Source organism: Tardiphaga sp. 866_E4_N1_4 (assembly GCF_052076075.1).
GTDB classification, from domain to species: Bacteria; Pseudomonadota; Alphaproteobacteria; order Rhizobiales; family Xanthobacteraceae; genus Tardiphaga; species Tardiphaga robiniae.
On record NZ_CP197242.1, the window covers coordinates 3,701,181 to 3,726,027 of the forward strand.

Annotated in this window: 19 protein-coding genes and 1 pseudogene; 6 read left to right on the forward strand and 14 right to left on the reverse strand. The window is 61.4% G+C overall.

The annotated features are described in order from the left end of the window. Nucleotides 1-120: 120 nt before the first annotated feature. Nucleotides 121-948: an SDR family NAD(P)-dependent oxidoreductase gene (locus AB8B20_RS18050; RefSeq protein WP_439074435.1), complete on the forward strand. Its 828-nt coding sequence runs from the start codon at nt 121-123 to the stop codon at nt 946-948. A gap of 63 nt (nt 949-1,011) precedes the next feature. On the opposite strand, the gene AB8B20_RS18055 is transcribed toward AB8B20_RS18050, so the two are convergent. Continuing rightward, nucleotides 1,012-1,950, reverse strand: coding sequence for a peptidylprolyl isomerase (locus AB8B20_RS18055; RefSeq protein WP_439074434.1), 939 nt, complete (start codon nt 1,948-1,950; stop codon nt 1,012-1,014). A 368-nt stretch (nt 1,951-2,318) separates the two neighbouring features. Here AB8B20_RS18055 and secA point away from each other — a divergent pair, with 368 nt between their 5' ends. Further along, nucleotides 2,319-5,165, forward strand: coding sequence for a preprotein translocase subunit SecA (gene secA / locus AB8B20_RS18060; protein WP_439074433.1), 2,847 nt, complete (start codon nt 2,319-2,321; stop codon nt 5,163-5,165). A gap of 201 nt (nt 5,166-5,366) precedes the next feature. Then, nucleotides 5,367-6,074: an MgtC/SapB family protein gene (locus AB8B20_RS18065; RefSeq protein WP_309942303.1), complete on the forward strand. Its 708-nt coding sequence runs from the start codon at nt 5,367-5,369 to the stop codon at nt 6,072-6,074. A 29-nt stretch (nt 6,075-6,103) separates the two neighbouring features. Here AB8B20_RS18065 and AB8B20_RS18070 read toward each other — a convergent pair whose 3' ends face one another. Both AB8B20_RS18070 and AB8B20_RS18075 read right to left on the reverse strand, forming a co-directional pair. After that, a complete protein-coding gene (locus tag AB8B20_RS18070; protein WP_439074432.1) occupies nt 6,104-7,612 on the reverse strand; it encodes a L,D-transpeptidase family protein in 1,509 nt (502 codons plus the stop codon). 375 nt (nt 7,613-7,987) lie between these two features. Further along, a complete protein-coding gene (locus tag AB8B20_RS18075) occupies nt 7,988-8,644 on the reverse strand; it encodes a J domain-containing protein (protein WP_089267780.1) in 657 nt (218 codons plus the stop codon). Nucleotides 8,645-8,781: 137 nt separating this feature from the next. Between AB8B20_RS18075 and AB8B20_RS18080 the strand changes: the two genes are divergently transcribed. Then, complete coding sequence (locus tag AB8B20_RS18080; RefSeq protein WP_439074431.1) at nt 8,782-9,054, forward strand: BolA family protein; 273 nt, start codon at nt 8,782-8,784, stop codon at nt 9,052-9,054. A 168-nt stretch (nt 9,055-9,222) separates the two neighbouring features. Here the strand turns inward: AB8B20_RS18080 and AB8B20_RS18085 are convergent, their stop codons facing one another. The 9 genes from AB8B20_RS18085 to AB8B20_RS18125 all read right to left on the reverse strand — a co-directional run bounded on the left by AB8B20_RS18085 (nt 9,223) and on the right by AB8B20_RS18125 (nt 21,514). After that, a complete protein-coding gene (locus AB8B20_RS18085; RefSeq protein ID WP_068729526.1) occupies nt 9,223-9,450 on the reverse strand; it encodes a formate dehydrogenase subunit delta in 228 nt (75 codons plus the stop codon). Beyond that, nucleotides 9,422-10,279 (reverse strand): formate dehydrogenase accessory sulfurtransferase FdhD, encoded by an 858-nt coding sequence (gene fdhD, locus AB8B20_RS18090; RefSeq protein WP_439074430.1) that lies wholly within the window; start codon nt 10,277-10,279, stop codon nt 9,422-9,424. The genes AB8B20_RS18085 and fdhD overlap by 29 nt, the downstream gene beginning before the upstream one ends. Before the next feature lie 15 nt (nt 10,280-10,294). After that, a complete protein-coding gene (gene fdhF / locus AB8B20_RS18095) occupies nt 10,295-13,204 on the reverse strand; it encodes a formate dehydrogenase subunit alpha (protein WP_439074429.1) in 2,910 nt (969 codons plus the stop codon). An 11-nt stretch (nt 13,205-13,215) separates the two neighbouring features. Next, nucleotides 13,216-14,787 (reverse strand): formate dehydrogenase beta subunit, encoded by a 1,572-nt coding sequence (locus tag AB8B20_RS18100; RefSeq protein ID WP_439074428.1) that lies wholly within the window; start codon nt 14,785-14,787, stop codon nt 13,216-13,218. Continuing rightward, nucleotides 14,784-15,275 carry a formate dehydrogenase subunit gamma gene (locus tag AB8B20_RS18105; protein ID WP_439074427.1) on the reverse strand — a complete coding sequence of 164 codons (492 nt, stop codon included), beginning with the start codon at nt 15,273-15,275 and terminating at the stop codon, nt 14,784-14,786. Before AB8B20_RS18105 ends, AB8B20_RS18100 begins: the two co-directional genes overlap by 4 nt. Before the next feature lie 178 nt (nt 15,276-15,453). After that, nucleotides 15,454-16,353 carry a LysR family transcriptional regulator gene (locus tag AB8B20_RS18110; RefSeq protein ID WP_068729536.1) on the reverse strand — a complete coding sequence of 300 codons (900 nt, stop codon included), beginning with the start codon at nt 16,351-16,353 and terminating at the stop codon, nt 15,454-15,456. A gap of 277 nt (nt 16,354-16,630) precedes the next feature. Continuing rightward, nucleotides 16,631-16,837 (reverse strand): hypothetical protein, encoded by a 207-nt coding sequence (locus AB8B20_RS18115; protein WP_068729538.1) that lies wholly within the window; start codon nt 16,835-16,837, stop codon nt 16,631-16,633. Nucleotides 16,838-17,308: 471 nt separating this feature from the next. Continuing rightward, nucleotides 17,309-19,306 (reverse strand): O-linked N-acetylglucosamine transferase family protein, encoded by a 1,998-nt coding sequence (locus AB8B20_RS18120; protein ID WP_439074426.1) that lies wholly within the window; start codon nt 19,304-19,306, stop codon nt 17,309-17,311. 138 nt (nt 19,307-19,444) lie between these two features. Continuing rightward, nucleotides 19,445-21,514 carry an O-linked N-acetylglucosamine transferase family protein gene (locus AB8B20_RS18125; protein WP_439075025.1) on the reverse strand — a complete coding sequence of 690 codons (2,070 nt, stop codon included), beginning with the start codon at nt 21,512-21,514 and terminating at the stop codon, nt 19,445-19,447. Here AB8B20_RS18125 and AB8B20_RS18130 point away from each other — a divergent pair. Next, nucleotides 21,395-21,712: a hypothetical protein gene (locus AB8B20_RS18130; protein WP_439075072.1), complete on the forward strand. Its 318-nt coding sequence runs from the start codon at nt 21,395-21,397 to the stop codon at nt 21,710-21,712. The two genes, AB8B20_RS18125 and AB8B20_RS18130, sit on opposite strands and share 120 nt — an antisense overlap. 23 nt (nt 21,713-21,735) lie before the next feature. On the opposite strand, the pseudogene AB8B20_RS18135 reads toward AB8B20_RS18130, so the two are convergent. Together AB8B20_RS18135 and AB8B20_RS18140 are read right to left on the reverse strand one after the other, a co-directional pair. Beyond that, nucleotides 21,736-22,047, reverse strand: a pseudogene (locus AB8B20_RS18135) (tetratricopeptide repeat protein); the annotation flags it as partial. 347 nt (nt 22,048-22,394) lie between these two features. Then, nucleotides 22,395-23,924, reverse strand: a complete 1,530-nt coding sequence (locus tag AB8B20_RS18140; protein WP_089267788.1) for a porin — start codon at nt 23,922-23,924, stop codon at nt 22,395-22,397. A gap of 419 nt (nt 23,925-24,343) precedes the next feature. Between AB8B20_RS18140 and AB8B20_RS18145 the strand changes: the two genes are divergently transcribed. Beyond that, nucleotides 24,344-24,817, forward strand: coding sequence for a MarR family winged helix-turn-helix transcriptional regulator (locus AB8B20_RS18145; protein ID WP_244558562.1), 474 nt, complete (start codon nt 24,344-24,346; stop codon nt 24,815-24,817). Nucleotides 24,818-24,847 lie beyond the last annotated feature (30 nt).

A 24,847-nucleotide genomic window follows, 5' to 3' on the forward strand; every position in this document is an offset into this window, starting at 1 on the left:
GTTCGCTCCCCCAGGACAAGACGTCCTAAAACGCCGTTTATATGACATTTAAGACACGTCCGCGCAAGACTAGGTTTCTTGACACGGCCGCTACGGCCGAGAGCATTCAGGAGAACGACAATGACGAATTCACATCAGGGCACGGCACTAATTACGGGCGCCTCGACGGGCATTGGCGCCGTTTATGCGGACCGGCTGGCCAAGCGCGGCTACGATCTCATTCTGGTGGCGCGGAACCAGGACCGCCTGGCGGCCCTCGCCAAGCGACTGACCAGCGAGACCGGACGATCGGTCCGCACGCTGGCCGCCGATCTCGGCAACAAGGCCGATCTGGCAAAGGTCGAAGCTGTGCTGCGCGACGATGCGAGCATTACGATGCTGGTCAACAATGCCGGCGTCGGCGCGGTGGCACCGTTGCTCAATGCCGATGTCGACAAAATGGAAGACATGATCACACTGAACGTGACCGCGCTGACACGGCTGACCTATGCCGCCGTGCCCGGCTTCGTCGCGCGCAACAAAGGCACGATCATCAACATCTCGTCGATCGTCGGTATCGGTGCAGAAATCCTCAACGGCGTCTACGGAGCCAGCAAGGCCTATGTGCTCAGCTTCAGCCATTCGCTGGTGCATGAACTCGCCGATAAGGGCATCCGCGTGCAGGCGGTGTTGCCGGGCGCGACGGCCACCGAATTCTGGGACATCGCGGGCTTCCCACACCAGAATATGGATCAGGCCATCGTGATGCGCGCCGACGACATGGTCGATGCTGCATTGGCTGGCCTCGACCAGGGTGAACGCGTCACCATTCCGGGCCTGCAGGACGGCGCGAACTGGACCCGCTTCGAAGCAGATCGCCGCGCCCTCTCGACCAAATTCGGTCATGCGACGCCAGCGCCGCGCTACCACGTGACGCAGCGGCAGCGTGTCACCGAAACGCAGGCCTGAAGCCACGCACAGGCAGCAAAAAGCCCGCCCTCTCGACAGAGGGCGGGCTTTTCGAGTCCAGAATTACTTCTTTGCCGGAGCCATCTTGCTGTCAGCCGGCTTCGGCGCGTCCTTGGCGGCAGGCGCGGCGGGTGCCGCCGGAGCAGGCGTTGCAGCAGCCTGATCCATGCGTTCGACCTTGGCACCTTCACGCAACTTGGTGACGTAGTCGGCCTGCGCCTTGCGCACCACATACTGTTCGATCTGCGGCTTCACCTGCTCGAATTCCGGCGCCTTGCGGTTGCGCTTTTCCTCGACCTTGATGATGTGCCAGCCGAACTGCGACTTCACGGGGTCCGAGATCTTGCCCGGCTCGAGCGCGAAAGCGACGGCGGAGAATTCCGGCACCATCTGGTCCTTGGTGAAGAAACCCAGATCGCCGCCATCGGCCGCGCCCGGATCCTTCGACTTCTTCTTGGCGAGTTCGGCGAAATCGGCGCCCTTCTTCAGCTCGTCGGCGACCGTCTTGGCCTCGGCCTCGCTCTCTACCAGGATGTGGCGGGCATGGACTTCGGCTTCGCCGGTGATCTGCTTGGCCGCGTCCTCATAGACCTTCTTCATGTTGTCGTCGGTCAGGGCTTCCTTGCCTTCGACGGCCAACAGGTTGTCCATGAGCAGGCGGTTACGGGCGAAGGCCAGCTTGGACTTGAAGTCCTCACGATCGGCGATCTTCTTGTCCTCGGCGGCCTTGGCGACGATCTTCATATCGATCAGGAACGACAGCACATTGTCCTTCCGGGTCGCGGGATCCATCTGGGCGAGGCTCGGGCCGAGCTCCTCCTCGGCAATGGTGACGTCGCTCTGGCGGATTTCCTGGCCATTGACCTTGGCGAGGACCGGATTGGCGTCCTGCGCGTAAACCGGGAAACTGGTGAGAAAGGCCACCGCAACGGCGCCGGTCAGGGCAGCCAGGGTGCGGCCCGGGCGCAGGCCCGGCGTCAGGGCGAGCGATACGAAGGTCATGGAAAATCCTTATCTCGGATAAGAGCCTGTTGGGGACGGCGGACACTCTCCCAAACGTACCGTCTTGGCAACGCGAAAACTCTGTCAAAATGATGAAATCCTTGAGAGGTTCGCGCCGTTGACAACCCCCCATACGGGCCATATCTCTCCCCGACCGGGCCGGTGGCGAAGGCGCGATTTCGGCCGCGCCGTGGTCATTGAACCCCTGATTGCCCTGCTCCCACTCATCTCCCGGGGTCTTGCTTTTTTGGCGCTCCGCACCGGGGTCCAGACAGCAATCCGCCACAGACTTTGGATATGACGAGGCTGGGCGACCGCTGCACCATTCCACGGCCTTCGGGCCGCATTGCTAAAGACAGGATTTCGTGATGATCGGCGCGCTCGCCCGCAAGTTCTTCGGCTCTGCCAACGACCGCCGCGTCAAGGGATATCAATCGCGTGTTGCCGCGATCAACGCGCTGGAACCTGAGGTCGCAGCGCTGTCGGACGATGCGCTCAAAGCGCGCACCGCCGAGTTCAAGGCGCAACTCGAAGCCGGCAAGACTCTCGACGATCTCCTCGTTCCCGCTTTCGCCACCGTCCGCGAAGCCGCCAAGCGCACCCTCGGCCAGCGTCACTTCGACGTGCAGTTGATCGGCGGCATGGTGCTGCATGAGGGCGACATCGCCGAGATGAAGACCGGCGAAGGCAAGACGCTGGTCGCCACCCTCGCCGTCTATCTGAACGCGCTCGCCGGCCAGGGCGTGCATGTCGTCACCGTCAACGACTACCTGGCCAAGCGCGACAGCGGCTGGATGGGCCAGATCTACAGCTTCCTTGGCCTCACCACCGGCGTGATCGTTCACGGCCTCGACGATGCCGAGCGCCAGGCGGCCTATGCCTGCGACATCACCTACGGCACCAACAACGAATACGGCTTCGACTATCTGCGTGACAACATGAAGTACCGGCTGGAGGATATGGTCCAGCGCAAGCACTTCTATGCCATCGTCGACGAAGTCGACTCGATCCTGATCGACGAAGCGCGTACGCCGCTGATCATCTCCGGCCCGCTCGACGACCGCTCGGAATTCTACAACACGATCGACACCTTCCTGCCCAAGCTCGAAAAGGTCATCGACTTCGAAGTCGACGAGAAGCAGCGCACCGTGACGCTGACCGAAGCAGGCATGGAGAAGATCGAAACCCTGCTACGCGATGCCGGCCAGCTCAAGGGCGAGACGCTGTATGACGTCGAGAACGTCTCCGTCGTGCATCACATCAATCAGGCGCTGCGCGCCCACTCGCTGTTCAACCGCGACAAGGACTACATCGTCCGCGACGACGAAGTGATCATCATCGACGAGTTCACCGGCCGCATGATGCAGGGTCGCCGTTATTCGGAGGGCCTGCACCAGGCGCTGGAGGCCAAGGAACATGTGACGGTCCAGCCGGAAAACCAGACGCTGGCCTCGATCACGTTCCAGAACTACTTCCGCATGTACAAGAAACTGGCCGGCATGACCGGTACGGCTCTGACCGAAGCGGATGAGCTGTTCGACATCTACAAGCTCGAAGTCGTCGAAGTGCCCACCAATGTCGGCATCGGCCGCATGGACGAGGACGACGAGGTCTATCGCACCCAGGACGAGAAGCACGCCGCCATCCTCGCCGAGATCGAGCGCGCCAATGCGCGGATGCAGCCGGTGCTGGTCGGCACCGCGTCGATCGAAAAATCGGAAGTGCTTGGCGAGTATCTGCTCAAGAACGGCTACAAGCTGATCGACTTCACCAAGCCGAAGGCGATGGACAAGCTCTATGCGGCCGCGCGTTCCGGCAAGCCGGCGAAACTGTTCGCGGTTCTGAATGCGCGCTTCCACGAGCAGGAAGCCTATATCGTCGCCGAAGCCGGCGTCCCCGGCGCCATCACCATCGCCACCAACATGGCCGGCCGCGGCACCGACATCAAACTCGGCGGCTCGGTCGAGATGCGCGCGCAGATCGAAACGGCCGATATCGCCGACGAGGCCGAGAAGGCCGCCAAGATCGCCGAGATCAAGGCCGAGATCGAGCGTTTCCGCGAGATCGTGCTGAACGCCAAGGAAGTGGTCGAGATCGAGCCCGCCAAGGGCAGCAAGCCGGCCAAGACCGTTGAGAAGCCCGGCGGCCTCTACATCATGGGCTCCGAGCGCCACGAGTCACGCCGCATCGACAACCAGCTCCGCGGCCGCTCCGGCCGTCAGGGCGACCCTGGCCGGTCCAAGTTCTTCCTGTCGCTGGAAGACGACCTGATGCGCATCTTCGGCTCGGATCGTCTCGATACGATGCTGACGCGCCTCGGCCTCAAGGAAGGCGAAGCGATCATCCATCCGTGGATCAACAAGGCACTCGAGAAGGCCCAGCAGAAGGTCGAAGCGCGCAACTTCGACATCCGCAAGAACCTGCTGAAATACGACGACGTGCAGAACGACCAGCGCAAGGTGATCTTCGAACAGCGCGTCGACCTGATGCAGAACGATAGCGTCGCCGAGACCGTCAACGACATGCGCCGCGCCTTCGTCGAGGATCTCGTCACCAAACACGTGCCGGAAAACCAGTATGCCGAGCAGTGGGACGTGGCCGGCCTGAAGGAAGAGCTCAAGCGCGTGCTCGACCTCGATCTTCCGGTGGACGAATGGGCCAAGGAAGAAGGCATCGCTGACGAGGAGCTGCTCAACCGTATCGAGCAGAAGGCCGACGAGCACATGGCCGCGAAGGTCGCCCAGTGGGGCCCCGACGTGATGCGTTACGTCGAGAAGACGATCCTGCTGCAGACGCTGGATCATCTGTGGCGCGAACATCTGGTGATGCTGGATCACCTGCGTCAGGTCATCGGCCTGCGCGGCTACGGCCAGCGCGATCCGCTGCAGGAATACAAGGCGGAAGCCTTCAACCTGTTCGAGGCGATGATCGCCAATCTGCGCGAAGCCGTCACCGCACAATTGATGCGCGTCGAAATCGTGCCGCCGGACGTGCAGCCCGAACTGCCTGTCATGGAAGCCCACAAGCTCGACTACAACACTGGCGAAGACGAAATGGCTTTCGCCAATGCGGCGCTCGCGCCGATGGGCCAGCAGCAGCCCGCCGTCGCCCGCGATCCGAACAACCAGGACACCTGGGGCAAGGTCGGCCGCAACGAAGATTGTCCCTGCGGCTCCGGCAAGAAGTTCAAGCACTGCCACGGGCGGTATGCGTAAGCTGACCACCGGGTCGATCGCGAAGCCATCTGAAATCCCTCCCCGTTCGGGAGGGATTTTTCTTTGGGCTGTTGGTTCCACGCATTCACGCAGCCAAGCACTGCGCTGGACGCCGCTGACGACGATTGGACAACGCGTCGCAGAGGACTAGCCTGTTCCATCGTGCCGACACGAGCGGCCGCAGGAATGAGGGGCGTGCCGATGATGTCCAATTCCGAAATGCTGATCCGCCTGATCTCCGCCGCGGCGCTCGGCAGTCTGATCGGTTTCGAGCGGGAGCGGCTGCTCTGGGCCGCGGGCATCCGCACGCATATGCTGGTCTGCGTCGGCTCCTGCCTGATCATGCTGGTCTCGCAATACGGCTTCTCCAACATCCTGCTCACGCAATCCAATGTCGTGCTCGATCCATCGCGTATCGCAGCGCAGGTGGTGTCCGGCATCGGCTTTCTCGGTGCGGGATCGATCCTGGCGCGCGGCGAGATCGTCAAGGGACTGACCACGGCGGCAAGCATCTGGACGGTGGCGGCGATCGGGCTCGCAGTCGGCGGCGGATTGTATCTCGCGGCCGGCGCATCGACGGTGATCATCCTGATCATCCTCGTCGGTATCAAGCCGCTCGAGGAGGCCTATCGTTCGCGCAACCAGACCTGCATGCTGAAGGTGGAAGTCGAGAACAACGGCCTGACGCCGGAATTGCTGCGCGAGACATTGTCGCTGCGCGCCGGCCAGGTGAAGCGCTTCCTCGTGGAAAGCCGCGATCCCCAAGGCACCGACCAGCTCTCGATCCTGCTCAGCAAGGTGTCGTCACAGGATATCGCGAGCTATCCTTCGAAGCTGCAGGAGCTCGACGGCGTGCGTCAGGTGAGTATTGTCAAACGCGTCAGCGACCACGGCGCCAATCACACGTGAGCGATATGTCTGCAGGAAGAGCGACGCGCCTAGCGCATCGCCGAGAAGCGGTCCGTGAACGAATTCGCGGACACGACCGGGGCTGCGCCTGACAGCGCGGCTGTGCCGGTGCCGCCGCCGGAGGCTGGCGTGGATGGTTCGGCCGACAGCGTCGGCTTGAGCGGCGGGCGCGCGGTGGCCACGAGCGGTGCGGGTGCGGCGGCCGGCTTCGCTGCAGCTACAGAAGCAGGCGTCGCAGGAGCAGCCGACGGACCGGCCTTGCTGGCGACGGCCTTCGGCTTCGCGGCCGGTGTCGGCACGGGAGCCGCTGGCGCCGTAGTTGCGGTCGCGGTCGTTTCCGAGCCGCCGATGCCGACCTTCTTGGCGAGATTGCTGAAGAAGCCGCCGTCCGACGAGGCCGACGCGACACGCGTGGAGGGCGCGGCGACGACGGGTTCTTCCGACGCTGCGAAAAGCGAGGCCGAATAGGACGTCGAGGCCGCAGCAGTGGCCTTCGGCGGATTGACGTGCGGCGGGATAGTGCCCGGTGCGCGCGAATAGGCGGCGGTCTGCACGCCCGGCGGCTCCGGATCCGACAGGCCGGTGGCGCCATCGGGCAGTTTGGAGGCGAAGACGCGGTTCATGCCGCCGTCGATATCGGGACGGCGCTGCGCTACCGGCGTGCCCTTGGCAACCAGTTCGGCAATCTTCGCATCATCCTGCGCCTGCTTGGCGCTGACGGCATCGGCGATCTCGGACGGGATCTGGTAGACCGGGCACTTGGCCGAGGCATTGAACACCAGCGGCTTGGTCGATCCCGCAGGCGCGGCCGGATCGAACACATACTTGTTCTCGCAGAACTCGACCTTCGGCTCCTGCCGCGTCACTTCGAAATGATCATAGCCCTGCTTGATCATCTTCCAGAACGGCATGTTCGGGTTATTGCGATGCTTGGCCATGTTGACCGGCGTCATCTTGAACGGAAACGCCGCGAACTGGAACGAGCGCTGTCCGCCGAAGAAGGATTCACGGCCCAGCGAATAGATCTCGGCGATCTGTTCGTCGGTCATGGCGAAACAGCCCCGCGACGAGCAATCGCCGTGCACCATCAGCTGCGAACCGGTGCGTCCCAGCGACTTGTCAAAGGCGTTGGGGAAACCGGTATTGAACGAGAGATAATAGGACGAGCGCGGATTCATCTGCGCCGGCGTGATCGCATAGAAACCTTCCGGTGCCTGGCGATCGCCTTCTTTGACCTTCGGACCGAGGTCGCCGGACCAGCGGCAGATCGGATAGGTCTTCAGCAGCGCAAACTGGCCGGAGCGGTTCTGCTTCCAGACTTCGAGTTCGGCTTCCTGCTTGAACACACGAACCAGCATCGGCGACTGCAGGTCCATGTCCTTTTCAGTCATCTCGGCGACGAGTTTGGGCGGAACGGGCTGGTTGGCCTTCGCGTTGCTGGCGAGCGACATGTCTTCGCCGTTGCAGCCGGCCAGCACCACGCCTGTCGCAAGTACGACCGACGTCAGCAGCGCGCGAACAAGCGAGCGATGTTTCAAAGCCAAGCTCCGCAGCCGACGGGACGTCGACACCCCAAGGAATAAAGACAAATGAGCCCTTATTCGTACGCAAATATTAGCCTTAAGGCCCCTTGCTCGCAAGGCAACTGGCCGTGAGCAGCAGGTTCCGTTCCGGCGATGGTCAACAGAGATTGAAGATCTCAGGCCGGGCGGAATTGCGGCGGTATCTGGCGGGAAGGCGAATTAAGCAGGCGGCGGTGGGTTATGCTTAATAGTTTGGCAGCGCTCTCGGCCACCTACCTCTTTGTTCACTCGCCGCCAAAGACGTGAATGCCCGGCACATCCAGCGAAGCTCGCTTCACGCTGGCCGGACGCGACGAACATTGGCAAGGGCGTGGACAATCTCGGAGCGCCTCAGGAGCCCCGGACCACAGTCTTCAAGTAGTTGTAAGCCTTGATGATTTCGATCAACCGGTCCTCGGTTGAGCGGTCGCCGCCATTGGCGTCGGGGTGATGCTGCTTCACCAGCGCCTTGTACTGCGCCTTGACGTCGTCCAGCGTCGCACTGGGGCCCAGACCCATAACCTGTAGCGCCTTGCGCTCGGCATTGAAGATCTTGCGGGTTTCTTCCTTGATCGGCTGCTGCGGCTTGCGGGCCCGGCCGCGCCCCATCCCCATGCCGTTCATCTCGTTGAACATGGCAAACGGATCGATCGCGCCGTCGAGGTCGGGCTGCCCGGCCTTGGTTTTGTCCGCAGAGCCGTTGGCGCCCATCTTCCAGGTCGGACGATGGCCGGTCAGCGCATCCTTCTGGTACTTGGCGACCGCGTCTGGGGCCATGCCCTGGAAGAAGTTGTAGCCCTGATTGTATTCGCGGACATGGTTCAGGCAGAAGTGCCAGTATTCCTTGTCCTGCGCGCGGCCCTTGGGCGCGCGGTGCGGACCCTTGTTCTTGCACTCGGGCCACTCGCACATAATAGCTTCTTCGCGCGCAGCGGCCTGCTGCTTCGCGCTCAGCTTGTTCGGCTTGATACGGATGCTGTCGAAGAATTTGGATGAGTCGATGGGCATGGCTGACTATGACAACGCAATGCAAAAAGCTTCAAGTCTTGACATTCCGATTACCTCATTCGGCGCCCTGCGCCGCACCAATATGGTCGCCACATCATGATTGACCATGAGTGGGGCGAACCGCTAAGCCGGCCATCATGAGCATGAAAGATAACATCACAAAGAAGCTGACAGAGGCTTTCGCGCCCCTCAGCCTCGACGTTTCAGATGAATCGCATCTGCATGCCGGTCACATGGGCCACCGCCCGGAGGGTGAAACCCACTTCAGGGTCAATATTGTGTCGGAGGCCTTCGAAGGGAAGAGCCGGATCGACCGCCATCGCATGATCAACGAACTGCTGGCGGCGGAACTCGCGGGAACGGTACATGCGCTGGCGCTGAAACCGCAGACGCCGAAGGAAGCGGGCTAGGTTTCGTCGCGGCACCCTACACCCTCATTCCGGGGCGCGAGCGCCACTTGGCGATCGCGAACCCGGAATCTCAGCATGGGAGTCTCCGACAGCGCCATGCCATGTCCAGATTCCGGGTTCGCGTGCGAGAAGACGCGCCCGCGCCCGGAATGACGAGTGTGGGTTGAGCTACTTCTTCAGCGAAGCGATCGCCTCGAGGACGTTCGGCTTCAGCCCGGCGCCGCCCGCATCCAGATGTTCGAAGATCTTCTTCCGCATGCGCGGATCCCAGAACTTCTTGATGTGCTCGGCAATGCCGGCCACGGCATGATCGTGACCCTGGCTGTTGAAGAAGTCGCCGATCTGGTTGGCCATGTAGATCAGCCGGTCAGGCGACGTCGATGTGTGGGTGTCCATGCTCTTGCCCTGATGCATCCGCGGTGGCGCCGTGCTGACGCACGCGGTGCTGATGTGTGAAAACTTCGAACCCGTCGCTGCGCGCGATCGCCGCCAACGTAATGCCTGCGGCTTCCGCCATGCGGATGGCCAGTGCGGTGGGCGCCGAGACCGACACCATGAGCGGCGCGCCGATAGCAGCCGTCTTTTGCACCATCTCGACGGAGACGCGGCTGGTGAGCAGCACCATGCCCTGCCCTGCATCGACCTTGGCCTGCGCCAGCGCGCCGGCCAGCTTGTCGAGCGCATTGTGACGGCCGACATCCTCACGCAACGCGACGATGCCGTCGGCCGGCGTCCAGAACGCCGCGGCGTGCACGGCGCGGGTCTGGATGTTGACCTTCTGCAGCGGCGACAGCGTCTCCATCGCCGCCATGATCTGGTCGAAGGAGAACACGCCGCCGGGCGCGACGATGGCCGCCGGCTTAACGGCTTCCGAGATCGAGTCGATGCCGCACAGACCGCAGCCCGTCGGCCCTGCAATCTGCCGGCGCCGCGCGCTGATGCTCTCGGCCTTCTCGCCTGCGAGCCACATGCGCAGCTCAACGCCATCGTCGAATTCAACGGCCTCGAAACTCTCGATCTCGTTGATCGAGGTGACCACGCCTTCGCTCAGGCTGAAGCCATAGGCGAAGTCGCGATAGTCCTGCGGCGTCCCCATCATGACGGCATAGGTGCCACCATTATAGGTGATCGCCAGCGCGGTCTCTTCCGGCACCGCGCGCAACCCCTCGCTGACGCCGGACTGGCGCCAGATCTTGCGGGGGACTGAGCGAACCGGCTCGTGCATGTCTGGTCTCCAGACCTACTCCGCTGCTTCCACGACAGGCATGGCGATCCGGCGCGACTGGCGAGCCTGCTCGTCATATTCCTTCTGCCACTCGGACGGACCGTTCGAGGGCGAGATCTGCACCGCCGTCACCTTGTATTCCGGGCAATTGGTCGCCCAGTCCGAGAACTCGGTGGTGATGACGTTGGCCTGCGTGGTCGGGTGATGGAAGGTCGTATAGACCACGCCCGGCGCCATACGCTCGGTTAGCAGCGCACGCAACGTCGTCTCGCCGGCGCGGCTCTGCAGCTTCACCCAGTCGCCGTCGCGGATGCCACGTAGTTCGGCGTCATGCGGATGCAGCTCCAGACGATCCTCTTCATGCCAGACCACATTCTCGGTGCGCCGTGTCTGCGCGCCGACATTGTACTGGCTGAGAATACGGCCGGTGGTGAGCAGCAGCGGGAAGCGCGGCCCGGTACGCTCGTCGGTGGCAATGTATTCGGTGAGCATAAACTTGCCCTTGCCGCGCACGAAGCCGTCCATATGCATAATCGGCGTGCCCAGAGGCTGCTTCTCGTTACACGGCCACTGCACCGAACCAACCTCCTCCAGCTTCGCATAGGAGACGCCGGCGAAAGTCGGCGTCAGCGCCGCGATTTCGTCCATGATCTCCGAGGGGTGGTTATATTTCATCTCATAGCCGAGTGCCTTGGCGAATCCCAAGGTCACTTCCCAATCCTCAAGACCATTCTTCGGCGACATCACCTTGCGGACGCGCTGAATGCGACGTTCGGCATTGGTGAAAGTGCCGTTCTTCTCCAGGAAGGTGGAGCCCGGGAAGAACACGTGGGCGTAGTTGGCGGTCTCGTTCAGGAACAGGTCGTGGACGATGACGCATTCCATCGCCGACAGCGCCGCGACCACATGCTTGGTGTTGGGATCGGACTGCAGGATGTCTTCGCCCTGCACGTAGAGGCCCATGAAAGTGCCTTCGGTGGCGGCATCGAACATGTTGGGGATGCGCAGGCCCGGCTCACTGTTGAGCTTGACGTTCCACATCGCTTCGAACTGCTCGCGCACCGCATCGCCAGAAATGTGGCGATAGCCCGGCAGCTCGTGCGGGAACGAGCCCATGTCGCAGGAGCCCTGCACGTTGTTCTGGCCGCGCAGCGGATTCACGCCGACGCCGGGACGGCCGATATTGCCGGTCGCCATCGCGAGGTTCGCGATCGCGATCACGGTGGTCGAACCCTGGCTGTGCTCGGTGACGCCGAGACCGTAATAGATCGCACCGTTGCCACCGGTGGCGAACAAACGGGCCGCGGCGCGCAGCTCCTTCGGATCGACGCCGGTCATGATGGCGGTGGCTTCGGGGCTGTGGTTCGGCTGCGCGACGAAGGCCGCCCAGTCCTCAAACTCGCTCCAGTCACAGCGCTCGCGGATGAATGTCTCGTCGGCGAGGCCTTCGGTGACGATGACATGGGCCAGCGCGGTGAGCACGGCGACATTGGTGCCGGGCATCAGGGGCAGATGGTGCTGTGCCTCGATATGGGCCGAGCGCACGATATCGGTTTGGCGCGGATCGACCACGATCAGCTTGGCGCCGGCGCGCAAACGCTTCTTCAGGCGCGATGCGAACACCGGATGGCCATCGGTCGGGTTCGCACCAATGATCATCACGACATCGGTGTCTTCCACCGAGTCGAAATCCTGCGTGCCGGCCGAGGTGCCGAAGGTCGAGGACAGGCCGTAGCCGGTCGGCGAATGGCAGACGCGCGCGCAGGTATCGACATTGTTGTTGCCGAAGCCGGCGCGGATCAGCTTCTGCACCACGAATACTTCTTCATTAGTGCAGCGCGACGAGGTGATGCCGCCGATGGAATCTTTGCCGTGTTTGGCCTGGATGCCCTTGAACTTCTTGGCCGCGAAATTGAAGGCCTCATCCCATGACACTTCCTGCCATGGATCGGTGATCTTCTCGCGAATCATCGGATTGAGGATGCGCTCCTTGTGGTTCGCATAACCCCAGGCGAAACGGCCCTTGACGCAGGAATGGCCGCGATTGGCCTTGCCGTCCTTGTACGGCACCATGCGCACCAGTTCCTCGCCGCGCATTTCCGCCTTGAAGGTACAGCCGACGCCACAATAGGCGCAGGTGGTCACAGCCGAGTGCTCAGGCTGACCGATCTCGATCACGGCCTTCTCGGTCAGCGTCGCGGTCGGGCAGGCCTGTACGCAGGCGCCGCAGGACACGCATTCCGAACCCAGGAAGCTCTCGCTCATGCCCGGCGAGACCCGGCTCTCGAAACCGCGGCCGGAGATCGTCAGCGCGAAAGTGCCCTGAACTTCTTCACAGGCGCGAACGCAGCGCGAGCAGACGATGCACTTGGAGGGATCGTATGTGAAGTACGGATTCGACTCGTCCTTCGCCATCCAGTGATCGTTTTCGCAGGCTTCCGGCGAATTGTGATCGTGCTTCGGGCCAGACTTGGCGAAGACATGGTTCTCGCCGTCATAGCCGTAGCGCACGTCGCGCAGGCCGACGGCACCGGCCATATCCTGCAATTCGCAATCACCATTGGCGGCGCAGGTGAGACAGTCGAGCGGATGGTCGGAGATATAGAGCTCCATCACGCCCTTGCGCAGCGCCGCGAGCCGCGCATTCTGGGTATGAACCACGAGGCCTTCCATGGCCGGCGTGGTGCAGGAGGCAGGCGTGCCCGCGCGGCCTTCGATCTCGACGAGACAGAGACGACAGGAGCCGAAGGCATCCACCATGTCGGTGGCGCAGAGTTTCGGAATCTGCGTGCCCATCTCCATGGCGGCGCGCATGATGGAGGTGCCCTCGGGCACCGAGACACTCTGCCCGTCAATGGTCAGCGTGACCATCTTTTCGGACTTCGAACGCGGCGTACCAAAATCGATCTCGTGAACGAGCGACATGTGTTGCTCCTTTACTCTGCGGCCTGAAGGCGCGATGGCGCCGGGCCGAAATCTCCGGGGAAATGTTTCAGCGCACTCATCACCGGATACGGCGTGAAGCCGCCCAGCGCACAGAGCGAACCGAACTTCATGGTGTTGCTGAGGTCCTGCAGCACGGCGATGTTCTCGGCGACGCGTTCGCCGCGGCGGATCTTGTCGATGGTCTCAACGCCACGGGTGGAGCCGATGCGGCACGGCGTGCACTTGCCGCAGGATTCGATGGCGCAGAATTCCATCGCAAAGCGCGCCTGCTTCGACATATCGACGGTGTCGTCGAACACCACGATGCCGCCGTGGCCGATCAGGCCGTCACGCTTGGCGAAAGCCTCGTAGTCGAACGGCGTGTCGAACAATTCGCGCGGGAAGTAGGCACCGAGCGGACCGCCGACCTGCACCGCGCGGACCGGCTTGCCGGTGAAGGTGCCGCCGCCGATATCATCAATCAGCTCACCCAGCGTGATGCCGAAAGCGACTTCGAAGAGGCCGCCGAACTTGATGTTACCCGCGAGCTGGATCGGCATCGTACCGCGCGAGCGGCCCATGCCGTAATCCGCATAGGCTTTGGCGCCGTTGTCGAGGATGAACGGTATCGCCGCAAACGAGAGGACGTTGTTGATGACCGTCGGCTTGCCGAACAGGCCTTTATGGGCCGGCAGCGGCGGCTTGGCGCGGACGATGCCACGGCGACCTTCGAGCGACTCCAGCAGCGAGGTCTCCTCGCCGCAGACATAGGCGCCGGCGCCGACGCGGACTTCGAGATCGAATGCGTGCGCCGAGCCGCGGATCTTGTCGCCGAGATAACCGGCGCGCTTGGCGGCAGCGATACCCTCATTCATCGCCTCGACGGCATGCGGATATTCCGAACGGATATAGATGTAGCCCTTGGTGGCGCCCACCGCGATGCCGGCAATGGTCATGCCTTCGATCACCACGAAGGGATCGCCTTCCATGATCATGCGGTCGGCGAAGGTGCCGCTGTCGCCCTCGTCCGCATTGCAGACGATGAATTTACGATCGGCTTTGGTATCGGCAACGGTCTTCCACTTGATACCGGTCGGGAAGCCAGCGCCACCGCGGCCACGCAGGCCGGATGTGGTGACGTCGGCAATGATGCCGGCGCTATCCAGCGTCAGCGCGCGCGCGAGGCCCTTGTAGCCGCCATGCGCGATGTAATCCTCGACCGACCGGGGATCGACGACGCCGCAGCGCACAAAGGTCAGACGCGTCTGCTTCTTGAGCCACGGAATCTCCTCCGCGACACCAAGACGCAGCGCGTGAGAGCCGTTTGCGACCATCGCATCGAGCACCGACGCAACGTCTTTCTCTTCGACCGGCCCGAAGGCGACACGGCCTTCCGGCGTCGCGACTTCGATCATCGGCTCCAGCCACAGCAATCCGCGGGAACCGGGGCGAATGATCTCGATTGCAAGCTTGCGCTTTTGAGCCTCCGCTTCGAAGGCACTGACGAGTTCATCGGCGCCGACGGAAACGGCGGCCGCATCGCGCGGAATGTAGATCTTCAGAGTTTTATCAGACGATGTCATCGCTGTGCCTCCGCGACCAGCGCATCGATGCGCTTCTCATCGAGGCGGCCAATCAGACGGCCATCGAGCATCGCCGATGGCGCCGTGGCGCAGAGCCCGAGGCAATAGATCGGCTCCAACGTAACACGCTGATCCGCCGTCGTGTTTCCAAACTTTACACCCAATTTCGCTTCCGCGCGCGCCGCAAGTGCATCGCCGCCAGCCGCCTGGCAAGCCTCCGCGCGGCAGATCTTCAGCACATGTTTGCCAGCGGGTTCATGCCGGAAGTCGTGATAGAAGGTGAACACGCCATGGACCTCGGCACGCGACAGGTTACGCGCTAGCGCGATCATCGGGATTGCCGCCTCTGGCACATAACCAAAGGCTTCCTGCATCGCATGCAGAATTACGATCACGCCGCCTTCCACATGGGACAGGCTCTCGATGATCTCGGTGCCTCGGTCGGCACTCCAAGGCTCATAAGCATTCGGCTCGTAGGCTGCGTTCATCCCGGTACTCGATTGATCTTATGACTGGAAAACCAATCAAAATTGGAATCGATCCAAAGATCAATAAAGCTGTCTCATGCTGCGATACGGAAACGGTATCGACACCCGGCGAAATCGATGAATTTGAAATGGTTAGCTTGGTTGCAGCGCAGCAATTGCAGCACCCGAAACGAAGGTCTTACGCCTCCAGCGACGGCGCAACCTCCCGGGCGATCTGGACCAGAGTCGCCACCAGCGGGGTCATGGGATCGCGCTGGGGCACCACAAGGCCGACGCCATAATTCACCACAGGATCGACGATCGGGATCATGCGCACCGAGTCGTTGGCGGTCAAACCCAGCGTCTCCGCCAACTTGGCCGGCATCACGCTGGCCCAGCGGCCGGTCTTCACATGGGTATAGAGCACGATAATCGAGTTCGACGTCAGCATCGGCATCGCCTCGGCGCCGACCGACTTCAGGGCACGATCGATGATGCGCCGGTTCTGCATGTCGGGGGTCAGCAGGCATAGCGGCACCTGGCCGACTTCGGACCAGGTGACACTCTTGCGATCGCCGAACATGCTGTCCGGCGAGGTCAGCAGCCGGTAGCTTTCTTTATAAAGCGGGATCGAACGCACTTTGCCGAGCGGTTCGTTCTCGATGTAGGTGAGGCCCGCATCGACTTCGAGATTTTCAAGCAGACCGAGCACGGCCGTGGAGGTGCAGGACACGATGCGAAACCGCACATCGGGATGCCGCGCACGAAACGGCGTCGTCAGTGAGGCGACCATGCCGAGCACCGTAGGAATTGCGGCGATGCGGATCTCGCCGGATAGACTGTCCTTGAGGCCGTTGATTTCCTGCTTCATCGCGCGAGCATCGCCGACGATGCGGCGTGCCCAATCGAGCGCGCGTTCGCCTTCCGGCGTAAACCCCTGGAAGCGCGAGCCGCGCTGCACCAGCATCACGCCGAGCATGTCCTCGAGCTGCTTGAGGCTGGTGGACATGGTGGGCTGCGTCACGCCGCAAGCTTCCGCGGCGCGGCCGAAATGCCGTTCCTTCGCCAGCGACAACAGCAGTTCAAGTTTTTCGATCAAGGGACGCCCCGCTCCGACCACATCATTTTTGCCGAGGTGCGGCGCGACGATCGCGTGTGTGGCCTTCGGTGTCCGCCCTCGGGGCAAAGCATATGGTGCGGAGCCGCCTTGCCGCAACCATCGCAGCAACGCAGACAGAGATCAGCCCCGGCCAAGCTTCCCGCTTCAAGATAGAATCTGGTTGGGGTCTTTGGGGCGGTCTGCTTCGTCGCGGGGTCCAAGGCCCCGGCGACGACAGCAAACGGCAAGTACGATCAGCCAGAAGGCTGATCCGAGATCAACCCAGGCGGCTGATCTGCTCTTCGGTCACGACACGCTCGATGTTCTCGGACTTGCTCTTGATCCGGTAACGCGGGCGACCATCGGCTTCGATCGGAAGGCGAGAGGTGATGGTGTAGATGCTGCGTTCCTTGATGGTGGAACGGCCCTGCGGCCCCTGCAGCTGGTGGTGAACGTCCTCATTAATTGCGTAGTTATGCGCCATTATTCATACTCTCCACGATGAGCGGCTTTTAGCCACAACTTGCTCAAAAAGCAAGAAATCTCTAGCAATTTCGGTCAGATAGCTCGTCAGTCCTGATATGCAACGATGGGCAACAGGTCATAATTTGGATGTCTCTGCGACAGATTCCATCTCATGCTGCCGATCTGGTCAGCAGCAATTCTGCCGTTTTCAGAGGGGGTTGGACTGATTCAAGGGCGTGCCGGCATGACACAGTTCCCGCGCCCTTTCCGCGTTAGCAATAATCCTGGAATACCAGCCGGCCACTCGAAACTGGCCCCAAAAAAGCCGAAAAACCACCGGCAGGGCATTGCCGGTGGTTTCGGAGATTTACAGCAGAGTGCGCGAGTCTCCTCGAAGACTTAGGGCCGTCAAAAATTTGCCGGCTGCGCACGAAAATATTACATGAGCCAGAATGTTGAGCGCAATACCTGATTTGCTCAATCAAATATATTATTGGCCGCTATCGTTAGCGGGAAACATGATGTGGGCTGGCGCCAGCCCTGCCCGGGCCCGTTCGGCCATTTTGCGAAATGCGGTTTCGATATCACGCGCCAGACGCCGGGTGTCGAAGGCCGGCATGTTCAGACGATTGGCCGATAACTTCTCCCGGATCGACGACAACCGCTCGGGATTTTCCGCCAGCTCGACCGCCATACGCTCATAGTCATCTCGCTTCGCCGCAATCAACTCCGGCACACCCAGATTCTGCAGAAGACTCGCGGCAACCCGCCCTGCAAAGGTTTCTCCACGACACGTCAGCAACGGCAATCCAGCCCATAATGCGTCGCTCGCTGTGGTATGCGCATTGTACGGCAACGTATCGAGAAATAGATCCGCACAACGATGCCGCGCCAGGTGCTCGGCCGGCAGCATGCGCGCGGCAAACACCAGACGCGCGGGGTCGATGCCCCGCAATTCCGCTTCGCGGCGCAGATTCGCCACAGCCGCAGCGCTGTCCTCCAGCAGCCAGAGAACGCTGCCGTCAACGGCTGAGAGGATCCGCATCCAGCTGTCGAAGACATCGGGCGTGATCTTGTAGGCATTGTTGAAGCAACAGAACACGAAGCCCTGCGCAGGCAAACCGACCTCCGCGCGCGCGAATGCACGTACCGATATCTCCCGGCGATCGTCATTGGCCTGATAGCAATTCGGCAGCCAGACCACCTTCTCGCTATAGAATTGCCGGTGCTCGGGCGGCAGGACGTGCTGATCGGCGAGGATGTAATCCATGAAACCCGCGCCGAGCGTGCCGGGAAAGCCGAGATAATTGACCTGCACCGGCGCGGCCCTGCGCGCGAATACACCGGTGCGCTGCTCGCCGAAATAGCCGTTGAGATTGACGAGGATGTCGATGCGCTGCGCACGAATGGCGTTCACCGCCTGCGGATCGCTCAGTGTGGAGATATCGACGATCCCATCCACGGCGCCAGCGATGCGTCGCCTGATGTCGCTGCCGTCGTCATACCCGTTGTCGATGGCGAAAATCTCGAATGCGTTTTTGTCGTGCTGCTCCAGCACACCGACCAGCAGCAGCGAGGTCGCCTGCTGTCGAAATTCACCGGACAGATAGCCGACGCGAATTTTTGCATTCGGCCCGGTCGGGGAAGCACGCAGCGGTAGAGCTTGCATGGGAAAACGCGAGGCGTTGGTCAGCTCGGCGCAGCGCTGCAGACTGCGTTCCGAGGTCGCAACGCCTTGCCAGCCAAACGGCTCGGCGGCCAGTTTGCCGGCTATGAGATCAACCTCGATCTCCGCAATCAGCCCATTCGCGTCATGCCAGTCGCAGACCAGCATCTTCTGATGCAGCAAGTTGCCTTTCAGCAGCGGCATGTCCGGATTGAGTTGGCATGCGCGGCCATAGGCCTCCACCGCTTCTGCCGGCATCCGCATCTGGCCAAAGATGTAGCCGCGACCAAACCACGCTTCTGCCAGATCGGGCTGCAAGGCGAGCGCCGACTCGCAAGCCGCGAGGGCCTCGTCATAGCGCTTCAACTCCGCCAGCGACTTGCTTTTGTTGAAGAAGGCTGCGGCATAGCGCGGGTCGAGCGCCAACGCGCGATCGAAGTCAGCCAGCGCGGCGGGGTAGTCGCGCAGATCGTTCAGAACCGTGCCACGGTTATTCAGCGTTTCGGCATTGCCGGGATTGAGCGCCAGCGCTTCGGTGAAACGAAGCAGCGCCTCATCCGGCCGGTTCAGCGCCTTCAGCACCAGGCCGTAATTGTAGAACGTGGCATCCGATGTCGCATTGATGCGTAGAGCCGCCTTCAGATGCGGCTCGGCCTCCGCATGGCGCTTTAGCGCGACCAGGACGATGGCCAGAATGTTCAGCGCCGGGAAATGCTTTGGATCCTTGCGCAAGAACTTGCTGAACCCGCGCTCGGCCTCCTGGAGGTGGCCCTGCTGGAAGGCAGCGAATGCGCTTTGAAACAGTTCAGCTGGAGACGCCATGGTTCTTCGGACTTCTGGCTTTGCGGCTTGCATGGCCGGGGCCACGCCGCCCGGTATAGACGCCCGCCTCCGCGGCGTCGAGAACGCCCGGAGCGGCGCAACTACATTGCCCGCCTATCTTACTATCTATCAATGGTCCTAACAGCCGCCGGCCTCAATATGGTCGGGCGGCAGGCCGTGGAGGTAGCGGCGATACATCTGTTCGTACAGCCCCTCAAGATCACGGGTGAAGCGGACGCTATCGAATAGCGGACTGGCGAGGCGGCTGGCCGCTAGTTTGGCCTTGATGCCATTCAGGCGGGTGGAATCGGTGGCCAGCAGCACCGCGAGATCTTCATAGCTCTGACGATCGTTGGCAACGAGTTCGGCGAGGTCCACCGCATGTAACAGGCTGGCGGATACCCGCCCCGCGAAGGTCTCTCCCCGCTGCGTCAGCACGGGGAGGCCGGCCCAGAGCGCATCGCTGGAAGTGGTGTGCGCATTGTAAGGGAGGGTATCCAGAAACAAATCGGCGAGACCATGCCGGGCGAGATGATCCGCCAGAGGAACGCGCGCAGCGAAGACCAGTCGCACCGGATCGATGCCGCGCGCTGCGGCCTCGCGCTTCAGGTTCCGTTCGGCTATCGCATCTGGCCGGAGCAACCACAGTACACTGCTTGGAGTACGCTTGAGGATAGCCATCCAGCAGTCGAAGACATCGGGCAAAATCTTGTAAATACTGTTGAAACAGCAGAATACGGTACCGTCCTCCGGCAGACCAACTCCCGTCCGACTTAAATGGCGCGCGCCAATGACTTTTTTCTCGTCATTGGACTGATAGCTGTGCGGGAGATAGGCAATTTTCTCCGTGTAATGTCCGTGAGCACTTTCGGGAATGACGATTTTGTCGGCCAGGATGTAATCCATCGCATCCAGGCTGAGCGTTCCGGGATAACCGAGATAGCTCACCTGTATCGGCGCGGGCCGGTGAAGGAAAATGCCGGGACGGCTGTCTCCCGTATAGCCTTTCAAATCGACCAGAATGTCGACTTCGGCGGACCTGATGTCCTGCGCCACCTCCGGGTTGGTACGGTCGCGCGCATCGATCACGCGATCGAAGGGGGCGAGGATGCGCTTCCGCATGGCCGACCGATCGTCTGGACCGAACGAGACTGCCAGAAGCTCAAATCTCGACCGATCGTGTCGCTCGAACAGGCCAGCCATCAGTTGCGAGGTCGCATGCTCGTGAAAATCGGCGGATGCATAAGCGAGTCGGATCTTCGCATGTTTGTAGCGTTCGCCGTTCCACAATGGTTCGGTCGACGCGCGTGGCAGGCGCTCAGCCCATAGCGACGCATGCCGCTTGTGCAGTTCGCCCGACGGCAGCAAGCCAAGAGAAACGAATGGCGTCGATAGCTCCCTGCCATCGCGAATAGCAGCCTCCAGACCGGCAAGTCGCACTTCGACATCGGTCCAGTCGGCGATATGCAGTTGAGCATGCAAACGTTCACCTTCGATATGGAAGGCGTCCGGACGCAAGCGAAAGGCGGTGTCGTAGTCTGACAGCGCATCCTCGAAACGCTTCATCTGCAGGAACATGTTTGCACGGCTGTCGAATACATCGATATCATCGGGTTTGAGACGCAGTGCCTCTCGGTAGCAGTCGAGCGCTTCGTCATAGCGCTTGACGAGGCCCAGCACATTCGCCTGGCAAAGCCATGCGCCCGGATGCATTGGATCGATCTTTCTTGCCTCGCCATACGCAGCAAGCGCGTCGTCGAAGCGTGACAATGAGGTCAGCAGATTGCCGAAGCTGATCCACAGGTTACTATCGCCGGGCACAAGCGTCAGCGCCGATCGGAACTCCGCTTCGGCCTCAGCGTGGCGACCGAGACGAAACAGCGCGACAGCGCGGCCGCGGCGCGCCGCACCGGCCTTCGGCGCCAGTGCGATCACTGCATCAAAGGCGCGTAACGCTGCGTGGAAATCATGATGTCGGTTCATCACATCGCCTAGTGCGATCCACGCTTCGGCCGCGCTGCCGTCCAGCGAAACGGCCTTTTCATAGGATGCCGCCGCCTCCGGGAGGCGATCCAGCGACACGAGAACATGGCCGCGGCCGAGCCACGCGGGGGCGTGGCCAGCATCCAGCGCAACCACACGGTCGAAGGCATCGAGCGCCTCCTCGAAACGCGCACCTACGCTGAGGACATAGCCGCAGCCGAGCATGGCCGGTATCGAATCCGGCACGAGTTCAAGATGGCTGTCGTAGGACGTGAGGGCATCGCCATAGCGCGCCAGTTCCGTCGCGAGATGTCCGCGCCGCAGCCAGGTCTCGGCAGCGCCGGGCTGGATCTCCAGCACCTTATCGAAAGCCGCGAGTGCTTGAATGCGCCTTCGCTTGTCTTGATCAGCCCAATCTTGTGATGGGCTTCAGCATTCCGCGGATCAATCGCCACGATCGCCCGGCATGCTGCAAGGGCATCAGCAGCACGCCCTTCGTGCAGTTCGCAGGTCGACAGCATCGTGAGGGCGGCCAGATTGTTCCGGTCCAGGCCGAGAATTATCCGAGCCGTTGCCGCTGCGTCGGAAAATTTGTCCTGCTCGAGCTGTGTAATCGAGAGATTATTAAGCGAGGAGAGGTGGTTCGGGACCACCTCAAGTGTGGCGCGGAACAGCCGCTCGGCCTCCGCAAAGTTCTTCGCATCAAGTTGATCCAAAGCTGCGAAAAAGAAATGTTTCCCCGTATCCGATTGAGCCATCGCCCCTCAAGCATTCTCACCTGCCACGACAGGCAGCCCGAACCTTAAGTAGTGCCATCACCTTCGTCGGTAAAGGCCAAACGATTCCATCAGAAACAGCCGAGCAACGTGGATCGAAGGGTACAGACACATATCAGTCAAAGAAAGAGAGGGTAAGGCGCAGGCGCGCTCGGCTGGTGTTGGTGAAGCGGCGCTCCAGCGCAACCACCGTGAGAAGCAGAGGACTGGCTCGATGGTGAGGCTGCCGCGTTCGTCGAGCACAGTTAAGGTTCATCAAGCAAAAACCCCCGGCAGTTTTCTGCCGGGGGTCTTTGTTTCAAAGACTGGTCGTCGTGAGACGATCAGAATTAGAAGGAGCGCAGGATCTGCACCGACCCGTTGTAGAGGTTCTGGTCGGCGGTATTGAAGACCGTACCAGCCGGCTTGCCCGACATACCACCAGTATTGGTGGTGTAGGTGCCGTTCAGGTTCTGATCGAGGCGGCTGTAGGTGAACTGAGCCGACAGGGTCAGGTTCTGAACCGGGGTCCAGGCTGTACGAGTGCCGATCTGGGCGAGACCCAGGTCGAAGTTGCCGGTGCCGGCGAACACGCCTGCACGAGCAGCAGCAGCCGTCGACGAGCTGAAGCCCGGGCCACCGGTGGTCAGGCCCTGGAAGGCGGCCATCATCAGGTCGTTGCCGGAACCATACGAAATATGGCTGTAGTTACCGAACAGCGAGGTACGCCAAGCCGGAGTCCAGTAATGCTCGTAGAAAGCGCTGACTTCCCAAGCGGAGCTCTGGATGATCTGGCCGTTGGTGGTGTAGACGCCATCGAGCACGTAGCCGAAGCCAAGGCTGTTACCATCAACCTTCGCGTAGCGGCCGCCACCCGTGGTGTCGGTCGTGCCACCGAAGACGTACTTGGCTGCGCCCTTGCCGTACGACGCTTCGATCTTCAAGCTGTCGCCTGCGCCGGTGGGTAGGTTCTTGAATTCGACCGCGCCGGTAACTGCGAAGCCGTAGCTGTCATCAGCATGACCGGTAGCGTCGGTCGAGCCGTAGTAACCGGGGGTAATCGCATGCATCGCAGCGCCGAAGTGCAGGGTGCCCCAAGCCTGGTCGAGGCGGATGTTGCCAACGATGTCAGGAATGTGGTTGCCACCGTAGGAATTGCCCACGAAGGTGTTCGAGTTCGTGCCGTAGAACGTACCGGCGAACGTGCCCGCGCCCGGGCCAACGATGAACGCGTTGGTGTTCCAGAGACCGGCGTTGCGGTAGGGCGATGCGTTTTCGATCGAGATCGTGCCCGACACGCCGTTACCGAACGAAGCGGTGTAAGCGAGCTGCGGGATACCGGTCGCGTTGTTCGAACCAGCGTTGAAGCCCGACGAGATGTACGGCTTGGCGAGCGCCCACTGGGGATCGAACTGCGAGACGGCCTTACCGAAGGTGAAGCCGGCGAACTGGATGAACGCGTAGTCGACTTCGGTGTAACCGCCAGCGATCGATTCACGATCCTGGAGGAAGTCGAACTGGATGTTCGCGTAAGTACGAACCACGCCGTATTCGGTCGCGGTGCGGGTGTCCGTCGTCAAGTTGACGCGTTCACGGGTCGAGAAATAGTTCTTGGTCCAGAGATTGTTGCCGCCGGCACCACCCTGCCAGAACGGAACGTCGTAGGTGCTGCCGTTGAACGCAACGTCCAAACGGATCGCGCCGCCGATCTTGATGCAGGTGTCGGTGCCCGGGATGTAGTAGAAGCCTGCGCCGTAGAGCGAGCAGATCTTCACGTATTCCACTGCCTTGGCCTTCACCGGAAGATCGGCTGCCTGAGCTCCGCCGATGGCGATCAGACCCGCCGCCGAGCCGAGGATAAGGCTCTTAATCATCGTCATGTTAAACCTCCAAGTTGTCCAAAAGGGAAGGTTCCGGATCTGCCAGGCGCGAACGCCCGAAGATTTAGTCCCCCAAGTCCCCAAACTAACCGCTCAAATACTTCGCGCTTTCGGAAACACCCGCATAACGCGAGGCACTCAAGCGAACTACTTCAACGGGACGACTGAGGGTTTCCCCATCGCCGGAACTGAGAATGCCTGCGCAATTCTTAGAAGCAAAATACTTTATGAACTCAGGTAACTTTATCGCGATGCAGTGTGGTTTCCCGGCAACACACGAAATCGTGGTTTGCACGTCACAATTCACTGATACAATTATAGAATTCTGAGAAGTGTGGGACGATGGAATGGCCGGCGGGGCAGTGGTGACTATGCGTGGGGGATCTGCGGGCTGGAACGAAAATGAGCTTTCGATTTGGGTGACCGGCCAGAATCAGGAGATCATCCGCCAGTTCATCTGGGACATCGCGTCGATCAACGTTCATCTTGAGGGAATCCGCCAGTTCTGGGCCAAGGAGCTCGGCATCAGCGGACCGCAATGGATGATCCTGATGGCCGTCAGCGACCTCGATCGCGGCAACGGCGTGCCAGTCAAGGACGTTTCCGCCATGCTCCACGTCGACCCCTCCTTCGTCACCACCCAATCCAAGATGCTCGAGAAGAATGGCTTCATGCGGCGCGTCGCGTCCCGCGAGGATGCCCGCGTCGTACTGATGTCGCTGTCCGAAAAGGCCAGCAAGAAGATCTCCGCGCTATCAGCTCGTAGGGAGTCGCTCGGGGATTTCATTCTCAGCGATTTCGACGAGCAGGCCTTGAAGGAGATCGGACAGCACATGTCCCGGCTCAAGAGTCGCCTCGAAAAAGCGACACTGATGCTGGAAGTCGAGAGCTGAACGTCGCCGGGTGAGTGGCGGATCAATCGA

Excerpts from the sequence above, each read along its gene's own strand:
- AB8B20_RS18080 (WP_439074431.1), top strand. The coding sequence starts at position 8,782 with ATGAGCATGAAAGATAACATCACAAAGAAGCTGACAGAGGCTTTCGCG.
- AB8B20_RS18125 (WP_439075025.1), bottom strand. The coding sequence starts at position 21,514 with ATGCTCGGCTGCGGCTATGTCCTCAGCGTAGGTGCGCGTTTCGAGGAG.
- secA (WP_439074433.1), top strand. The coding sequence starts at position 2,319 with ATGATCGGCGCGCTCGCCCGCAAGTTCTTCGGCTCTGCCAACGACCGC.
- AB8B20_RS18100 (WP_439074428.1), bottom strand. The coding sequence starts at position 14,787 with ATGACATCGTCTGATAAAACTCTGAAGATCTACATTCCGCGCGATGCG.
- AB8B20_RS18050 (WP_439074435.1), top strand. The coding sequence starts at position 121 with ATGACGAATTCACATCAGGGCACGGCACTAATTACGGGCGCCTCGACG.
- AB8B20_RS18075 (WP_089267780.1), bottom strand. The coding sequence starts at position 8,644 with ATGCCCATCGACTCATCCAAATTCTTCGACAGCATCCGTATCAAGCCG.
- AB8B20_RS18140 (WP_089267788.1), bottom strand. The coding sequence starts at position 23,924 with ATGACGATGATTAAGAGCCTTATCCTCGGCTCGGCGGCGGGTCTGATC.
- AB8B20_RS18115 (WP_068729538.1), bottom strand. The coding sequence starts at position 16,837 with ATGGCGCATAACTACGCAATTAATGAGGACGTTCACCACCAGCTGCAG.
- AB8B20_RS18105 (WP_439074427.1), bottom strand. The coding sequence starts at position 15,275 with ATGAACGCAGCCTACGAGCCGAATGCTTATGAGCCTTGGAGTGCCGAC.
- AB8B20_RS18120 (WP_439074426.1), bottom strand. The coding sequence starts at position 19,306 with ATGGCGTCTCCAGCTGAACTGTTTCAAAGCGCATTCGCTGCCTTCCAG.
- AB8B20_RS18130 (WP_439075072.1), top strand. The coding sequence starts at position 21,395 with ATGGCCGCGGCCGAGCCACGCGGGGGCGTGGCCAGCATCCAGCGCAAC.
- AB8B20_RS18065 (WP_309942303.1), top strand. The coding sequence starts at position 5,367 with ATGATGTCCAATTCCGAAATGCTGATCCGCCTGATCTCCGCCGCGGCG.
- fdhF (WP_439074429.1), bottom strand. The coding sequence starts at position 13,204 with ATGTCGCTCGTTCACGAGATCGATTTTGGTACGCCGCGTTCGAAGTCC.
- AB8B20_RS18085 (WP_068729526.1), bottom strand. The coding sequence starts at position 9,450 with ATGGACACCCACACATCGACGTCGCCTGACCGGCTGATCTACATGGCC.
- fdhD (WP_439074430.1), bottom strand. The coding sequence starts at position 10,279 with ATGCACGAGCCGGTTCGCTCAGTCCCCCGCAAGATCTGGCGCCAGTCC.
- AB8B20_RS18055 (WP_439074434.1), bottom strand. The coding sequence starts at position 1,950 with ATGACCTTCGTATCGCTCGCCCTGACGCCGGGCCTGCGCCCGGGCCGC.